Genomic DNA, 225 nt, shown 5'->3' with positions numbered 1-225 from the left:
CCCCCAGGAAACCGATCACCGTAGCCTTGCCCACATCCGACCGGCGCTCGGCACGCCCGGAATACACACTGGCGCCTTCGATGCCGATGAACACGAACACGGTGACCAGCATCATGTTGCGCACCTGGTTCATCACGCTGCCAAGTTCTGGCGTGCCCACCGCCCAGATGTCGGCGGTGAAGATGTCGAGCTTGAAGGCGAACAGGCAGATCAGGGCAAACAGCA

General features: G+C 61.3%; 1 protein-coding gene. It reads right to left on the bottom strand.

The window, feature by feature from the left end; all coding sequences use genetic code 11:
- Positions 1-225: amino acid permease (locus J5M58_RS27775; RefSeq protein ID WP_368857220.1), on the bottom strand; the 225-nt coding region annotated here is incomplete at both ends.

Source organism: Pseudomonas sp. 32_A (genome assembly GCF_017490905.1).
GTDB lineage: Bacteria > Pseudomonadota > Gammaproteobacteria > Pseudomonadales > Pseudomonadaceae > Aquipseudomonas > Aquipseudomonas inefficax.
Note: the sequence above shows the minus strand (reverse complement) of the source record. Positions and strands in the feature narration are given on the sequence as shown.